This is a genomic window from Massilia sp. Root335, from assembly GCF_001425685.1.
Taxonomy (GTDB): domain Bacteria; phylum Pseudomonadota; class Gammaproteobacteria; order Burkholderiales; family Burkholderiaceae_D; genus Telluria; species Telluria luteola.
The window spans coordinates 155,172-161,864 of the sequence record NZ_LMCY01000028.1; the positions used below are offsets into that span (position 1 = coordinate 155,172).

6 protein-coding genes and 1 pseudogene are annotated in these 6,693 nt (G+C 71.2%); 4 read left to right on the forward strand and 3 right to left on the reverse strand.

All coding sequences use genetic code 11. The annotated features are described in order from the left end of the window. The first annotated feature begins 56 nt into the window (after positions 1-56). Positions 57-1,577, forward strand: a complete 1,521-nt coding sequence (locus ASC93_RS16465; RefSeq protein ID WP_056444336.1) for an FAD-dependent monooxygenase — start codon at positions 57-59, stop codon at positions 1,575-1,577. A gap of 72 nt (positions 1,578-1,649) precedes the next feature. On the opposite strand, the gene metE is transcribed toward ASC93_RS16465, so the two are convergent. After that, a partial coding sequence (metE, locus tag ASC93_RS32175) for a 5-methyltetrahydropteroyltriglutamate--homocysteine S-methyltransferase (protein WP_229412754.1) occupies positions 1,650-2,683 on the reverse strand: 1,034 nt, incomplete at its 5' end. Between the two features lie 2 nt (positions 2,684-2,685). Beyond that, positions 2,686-3,968 (reverse strand): annotated as a pseudogene (locus ASC93_RS32180) (5-methyltetrahydropteroyltriglutamate--homocysteine S-methyltransferase); the annotation flags it as partial. 96 nt (positions 3,969-4,064) lie between these two features. On the opposite strand from ASC93_RS32180, the gene ASC93_RS16475 reads away from it, so the two are divergent. Then, the gene (locus tag ASC93_RS16475) at positions 4,065-5,003 is read left to right on the forward strand and encodes a LysR family transcriptional regulator (protein WP_056444341.1); all 939 of its coding nucleotides are present in this window, start codon (positions 4,065-4,067) and stop codon (positions 5,001-5,003) included. 7 nt (positions 5,004-5,010) lie between these two features. On the opposite strand, the gene ASC93_RS16480 is transcribed toward ASC93_RS16475, so the two are convergent. Further along, the gene (locus ASC93_RS16480; protein WP_056444344.1) at positions 5,011-5,346 is read right to left on the reverse strand and encodes a DUF805 domain-containing protein; all 336 of its coding nucleotides are present in this window, start codon (positions 5,344-5,346) and stop codon (positions 5,011-5,013) included. Positions 5,347-5,499: 153 nt separating this feature from the next. On the opposite strand from ASC93_RS16480, the gene ASC93_RS16485 reads away from it, so the two are divergent. Both ASC93_RS16485 and ASC93_RS30850 read left to right on the forward strand, forming a co-directional pair. Next, positions 5,500-6,363, forward strand: coding sequence for a protein phosphatase 2C domain-containing protein (locus ASC93_RS16485; protein WP_056444346.1), 864 nt, complete (start codon positions 5,500-5,502; stop codon positions 6,361-6,363). Positions 6,364-6,383: 20 nt separating this feature from the next. Beyond that, the coding region (locus tag ASC93_RS30850; RefSeq protein ID WP_157201977.1) for a nuclear transport factor 2 family protein at positions 6,384-6,693 on the forward strand (310 nt) is incomplete at its 3' end.

The following is a 6,693-nucleotide window of genomic DNA, read 5'->3' on the forward strand; positions in this document are numbered from 1 at the left end:
GTGCGCCGCATGCGGCGGCGCATTCCTGTCATCAACTCTGTGAAGCGGAGGCGATTGTGGACGATACCGAAGTATTGATCGCGGGCGCCGGACCGACCGGCCTCGTACTGGCCCTGTGGCTCGTGCGCCAGGGTGTGAAGGTGCGGATCGTGGACCGCAGCGCGGGCCCCGGCACCAGCTCGCGCGCGATGGCCGTGCAGGCCCGCACCCTGGAACTGTACCGCCAGCTCGACCTGGCGGACGAGATCGTGGAAGGCGGGCTGCGCAACCCGGCCATCAACATGTGGGTCAAGGGCGAACGGCGCGCGCGCCTGTCGTTCCGCGATGCCGGCCGCGAGCTGACACCCTATCCGTTCGTGCTGATCTACCCGCAGGACCGCCACGAACGCGTACTCGTGCGCCGGCTCGAAGAAGCGGGCGTGCACGTGGAGCGCAACACGGAGCTGGTGGGCTTCGAGCAGGATGCGGAAGGCGTGGTCGCGCGCCTGCGCGGGCCCGCGGGCGAGTCGATCTGCAAGGCGGCCTGGCTGGCCGGCTGCGACGGCGCCCATTCGATCGTGCGGCACCAGCTGGGCACCGGTTTCGAGGGCGGCACGTACGAGCACACGTTCTACGTCGCCGACGTCGACGTGACGGGGCCGTCCGCGAACGGCGAAATCCACCTGTCGCTGGAAGACGGCGATTTCGCCGCGCTGTTCGCCTACGACGAGAAGGGCAGCGCGCGCCTGATCGGCGCCGTGCGCGACGACGCGGCGAAGCTGGGGCGCGACCTCGAGTTCGACGACGTGCGCCAGCGCGCCATTTCCAGCCTCGGCTTGACGATCGAGCGCGTCAACTGGTTTTCCACGTACCGCGTGCACCACCGCGTCACCGGCCATTACCGGTCCGGACGCGCGCTGCTGCTGGGCGACGCGGCCCACGTGCACAGCCCGGCCGGCGGCCAGGGCATGAACACCGGGATCGGCGATGCCGTCAATCTGGCCTGGAAACTCGCGCACGTGCTGCAGGGCCGCGCGCCGGACAGCCTCGTCGACAGCTATGAGGCCGAGCGCAAGGCGTTCGCCCGCAAGCTGGTCGAGACGACGGACCGCGTGTTTTCGTTCGTTATCGCCGAGGGCGGCTTCGCCGACTTCGTCCGCACCCGCATCGCGCCGCTGTTCGCGTCGGCCGCCTACGGCATCGATCCGATCCGGTCCTTCATGTTCCGCGTGCTGTCGCAGACGGGCATCCATTATCCCGACAGCCCGCTGTCCGCCGGCCACGTCGGCCACGTGCGCGGGGGCGACCGGCTCCCGTGGACGGGCTACGGCGGCCCGGACAACCACGAGCCGCTGTCCGCCATCGCGTGGCAGGTGCACGTGTACGGCACCGTGCATCCGGTGCTGGAAACGTGGTGCGCGGGCCGCGGCATGGCGCTGTACCGCTACGACTGGTGCGACGCCTGCCAGGCGGCCGGCCTCACGCGCGACGCGGCTTATCTCGTGCGGCCGGATGCCTACGTCGCGCTGGTGGACCGCGCGGCCGACCGCGACACGCTCGAAGCGTATTTCACGACGCGCGGCATCCACCCGGCGTAGGGTGTGCACCCCTGTGCACACGCGTGACGGGCGCGATACGTTGGCGTTACGCGTGGGCGCGGGGTGTCCACCCTACGCGGTGTGCGATTCCGCGCGCAGCACCCGCGCCGCCGCCACCATATTGCGCAGCGCCGCCTCGGTCTCCGGCCAGGCGCGCGTCTTGAGGCCGCAGTCCGGGTTCACCCACAACCGCCCCGCCGGAATGACGGCGGCCGCCTTGCGCAGCAGGCGCACCATGTCGTCCGTCGTGGGCACGCGCGGCGAGTGGATGTCGTACACGCCCGGGCCGATCTCGTTCGGGTAGGCGAAGGCGCCGAAGCCCGCCAGCAATTCCATGTCCGAGCGGCTCGTCTCGATCGTGATGACGTCGGCGTCCAGCGCGGCGATCGCCGGCAGGATGTCGTTGAACTCGGCGTAGCACATATGGGTGTGGATCTGCGTCGTGTCCGCGACGCCGCTCGCGGCGATGCGGAACGCGCGGCCGGCCCAGTCCAGGTAGGCGGCGCGGCTGGCCGTGCGCAGCGGCAGGCCTTCGCGCAGCGCCGGCTCGTCGATCTGCACGATGCCGATGCCGGCCTGTTCCAGGTCAGCCACCTCGGCGCGGATCGCCAGCGCGATCTGGGCGCAGGTGAGGGCGCGCGGCTGGTCGTCGCGCACGAACGACCATTGCAGGATGGTGACGGGGCCGGTCAGCATGCCCTTCATCGGTTGTTCCGTGAGGCTTTGCGCATACGTGGTCCAGCCCACCGTCATCGGCGCCGGACGGTGCACGTCGCCGTACAGGATCGGCGGCTTCACGCAGCGCGAGCCGTACGACTGCACCCAGCCGTTGGCGCTGAACGCGAAGCCGTCCAGCTGCTCGCCGAAGTATTCGACCATGTCGTTGCGCTCGGCCTCGCCGTGCACGAGGACGTCCAGCCCCAGGTCTTCCTGCACGCGCACGGCATCCGCGATCTCGGCGCGCATCGCGGCGTCGTAGTCGGCGTCGCGCAGTTCGCCGCGGCGCCAGGCGGCGCGCGCCGCGCGGATCGCCGCGGTTTGCGGGAACGAGCCGATCGTCGTCGTCGGGAACGCGGGCAGGGCGTGGCGGGCGCGCTGCACCGCCTNNTGCGCGAACGGCGCGGTGCGGCGGTCGGCGTCGGGCGGCAGCGCCGCCAGCGCGGCGGCGACGTCCGGCCGCGCCACGCGCCCACTGGCGCGGCGCGACGCCAGCGCGGCGCGGGCCGGCGCCAGTGCCGCGGGCTGCCCGGTGCCGTCGAGCGCCTGCTTCAGGATGCGCAGCTCGTCCAGCTTTTCGCGCGCGCCGGCCAGCCAGGTGCGCAGTTCGGCGTCGAGGGCGGCGTCGTGCGCCAGCGTGAACGGCACGTGCAGCAGGGAGCACGACGGCGCCAGCCACAGCTCGCCGGCGCGGCGCTCGGTCAGGGGCCGCAAGCGCGCCAGGCATGCATCGAGGTCGGCGCGCCAGATGTTGCGGCCGTCGACGATGCCGACCGACAGCACCTTGTGGGCCGGCAGCCAGTCCGCCACCGGGCCCAGTTCTTCCGGGGCGCGCACGCCGTCCACGTGCAGGCCGGCGACGGGCAGCTTGCATGCGAGGCTGAGGTTTTCCTGCAGGGGCGAGAAATACGTGGCCAGCAGCAGCGGCACGCCGGCGCCGTTCAGCAGGTGATAGGCGCGCTCGAACGCGAGCGACCAGTCGCCCGGCAGATCCAGGCCGAGGATCGGCTCGTCCAGCTGGACCCAGTCGGCGCCGGCCGCCTTCAGGCGCGCCAGCAGGGCGCAGTAGTACGGCAGCAGGGCGTCCAGCAGCGCGAGGCGGTCGGCGCCGTCCTTGGCCTTGCCGAGCCACAGGAAGGACAGGGGGCCGATCAGCGTGACCTTGACGGGATGGCCCAGCGCACGGGCCTGTGCAACCTGGTCCAGCAGGCGGTCCGGCGCCAGGCCGAAGCGGGTGGCCGCGTCGAATTCCGGCACGAGGTAGTGGTAGTTCGTGTCGAACCACTTGGTCATTTCCAGCGCCGGCTTGCCGTGCGCCGGGGCGCCGTGGGCGTGGCCGCAGCCGCAGGCCGCGGGCGCTTCGGTCGCGACGCCGCGCGCCAGCGTGAACAGCTGCTGCAGCGGCGTCTCGGCGCCGGTGAAGCCGAAGCGGGCGGGCGCGCAGCCGAACAGCAGCACGTGGTCGGCCACCTGGTCGTAGAAGGCGAAATCGCCCACGCTCACGAAGTCGAGGCCCGCCGCGCGCTGCTCGGCCCAGTGGCGCGCGCGCAGGTCGGCGCTAACGGCTTCCAGCGCCGCCTCGTCGATCTCGCCGCGCCAGTGGCGCTCCAGCGCGAATTTCAGTTCGCGCTGCGCGCCGATGCGGGGGTAGCCGAGAATATGAATTTTGATCATGTTGTTGCCTCATCTGGATGAATAATGCTTGTCATCATCGACGGGCGGCCGGCATAATTCAAACGAATTATTTTTCTGCAAAGATGAATTCCACTCATGCCGACCTCGATCCTCGACCTGCGCCACCTGCGCACCCTGCTGGCCCTCCTCGAATCGGGCAGCGTGTCGCGCGCGGCGGCGCTGCAGAATGTGACGCAGTCGGCGCTGTCGCACCAGTTGAAGGCGCTGGAAGAGTTCTACGGCCTGACGCTGTTCGAGCGCAAGTCGGCGCCCGTCGCGTTCACGCCGGCCGGGCGGCGCCTGCTGGAACTGGCGCAGGCCGTGATCCCGGCCGTGGAAAAGGCGGAGCGCGACGTCGCCCGCCTGGGCGGCCATGGCGCCGGCAAGCTGCGCATCGCGGTCGAATGCCACACGTGCTTCGACTGGCTGATGCCGTCGATGGACGCGCTGCGCCTGCGCTGGCCGGAAGTCGAACAGGACATCGTGTCGGGCTTCCAGTCCGACCCCGTCGGCCTGCTGCACCAGGACCGGGCCGACGTCGCCATCGTCTCCGAGGTCGACGCGGACGAGCGCGACGTCGCGGTGCATCCGCTGTTCGAGTTCGACATCGTCGCCATCCTGCCGCTGGGCCATCCGCTGCTGGCGCGCGATCATCTGGACGCGGCGGATTTCGCCGGCGAGACCCTGATCACGTATCCGGTGCCGGACGAGATGCTCGATCTCGTGCGCCAGGTGCTGCGGCCCGCGGGCGTGGAACCGCCGCGCCGCACGACCGAGCTGACGGTGGCGATGCTGCAGCTGGTGGCGAGCGGCCGCGGTTTCGCGGCGCTGCCGCTGTGGGCCGTGCAGACTTACCTGCAGCGCGGCTACGTGGCGCAGCAGCGCATCGGGCGGGCAGGGCTGACGGGACGCCTGTACGCCGTCACGCGCCAGGCGGCCCGGGACGGCGGCCGCGACGACGCGTACCTGGACGATTTCGTGCAGGTGATGCGCGAGACGTCGCTGCGCAACCTGCCGGGCATCCGGCTGCTGTGACCGGGCCTCAGACCGCGTAGGCCGGCGCGGCGCCGTAGCGGTTGGCCTTGCCTTCCTGGGCGAGGAACACGATCAGGACGATCCATCCGATCAGCGGCACGAAGCAGATCAGCTGCCACCAGCCGCTGCGGTCGGTGTCGTGCAGGCGGCGCGTGGCGACGGCAAGCGACGGCAGGAGCATCGCGAGCGTGAAGATCACCGACGGCACGGTGCCGACCTGGCCCAGGATCGCGCCGGCGATGACGTTGAACAGGAAGAACCACCAGTATTCGGACCGGCGCGCCGTGCCGTCGAAGGTGGCGTATTTCCGGAAGCAGGTCTGGATGGATTCGATGAACGTCATGGGGTCCTCAGGATGGCGGGCCGGGAATGGCCTGTCCGGCATCGTACGCGAAAACCCCGCACGACAAACTCTCGAATATCCACCGCACACGGGGTCATCCGTGCGTCACCGGGATCGCTTATAGTAACGGAGACAACACTTCCGGGAGAACGCATGCGCTACAGCCTCGCTTCGGCGGCCGGCAAGGGCAGGATCAACGAGGACGTGGTCGTCGTGTTCGAGCGCGACGGCGTCACGGACCTGGTGCTGATGGACGGCGCGACGCCGCTCACCCCGGAGCGCTGCGTGGCGGCCGGCGCCAGCGATCCGGCATGGTTCGTGCGCCGCTTCGCGCACGACCTGGGCCGCGTGCTGCGCGCCGATGCGAGCCAGGAAGCGCTCGTGCTGGAAGCACTGGAAGGCACCCGCGCCGCGTACCGTGCGGCCGGCGGCAGCGCGGACGTGCCGCCGTACGCCTGGCCCATCGCGACCCTCGCGTGGGTGCGCGTGCGCGACCCGGATGCGGCCGGCGCCCATGCGCTGGAACTGTTCTGCCTGGGCGACAGCAAGGTCCTCCTGCAGGCGCCGGACGGCACCGTGCGCGACCTCGACCCGTTCGAGAATCCGCAGGAACAGGCGACGCAGGCGGCCGTCGCGGCGCTCGTCGCGGAGGGCATCCTCGATCCGGCCGCGCGCTGGACGCGCCTGCTGCCCATGCTGCGCGCGCGCCGCCACGAACAGAATACGGCCCTGCGGCCGGCCGTCCTGTGCCTGGAGCCGCGCGGCCCGTTCGCGGCGCGCACGGCGCGGGCGACGGCGGCGCCGGGCGCGCTGCTGCTGGTCGCGAGCGACGGCTTGTACCGCCTCGTCGACACCTACGGCCTGCACGGGGACGCCAGCCTGCTCGACGCCTGCCGCGCGCGCGGGCTGGATGCGCTGCTCGACGAGCTGCGCGCGTTCGAAGCCGGCAAGGAGGCCGCCGGCCTCGCGGCCAAGACGGCGGACGACGCTTCCGCCATCGCCTGGCGCTTCGCCTGAACCACGACAAGGAGAACCGTATGACCCAGCAGACGATCGCCCCGTCGGCCCTGGCGCTCATCGAGCGCTACGTGGCCGCCTACAACGCCTTCGATGTCGACGGCATGCTCGCGACCCTGAGCTCCGACGTGCGCTTCGAAAACTGGTCCGGCGGGCAGCTGACCGCGGCCAGCGACGGCCGCGACGCCTTCCGCGTGCTGGCGGAACAGGCGCGGACGATGTTCGCCGAACGCGAACAGCGCGTCACGGCGCTGGCGCCGCGCGGCGACACGCTCGTCGCGGCGGTCGCCTGGCGCGGCCAACTGGCCATCGACCTGCCCGGCGGCCCGC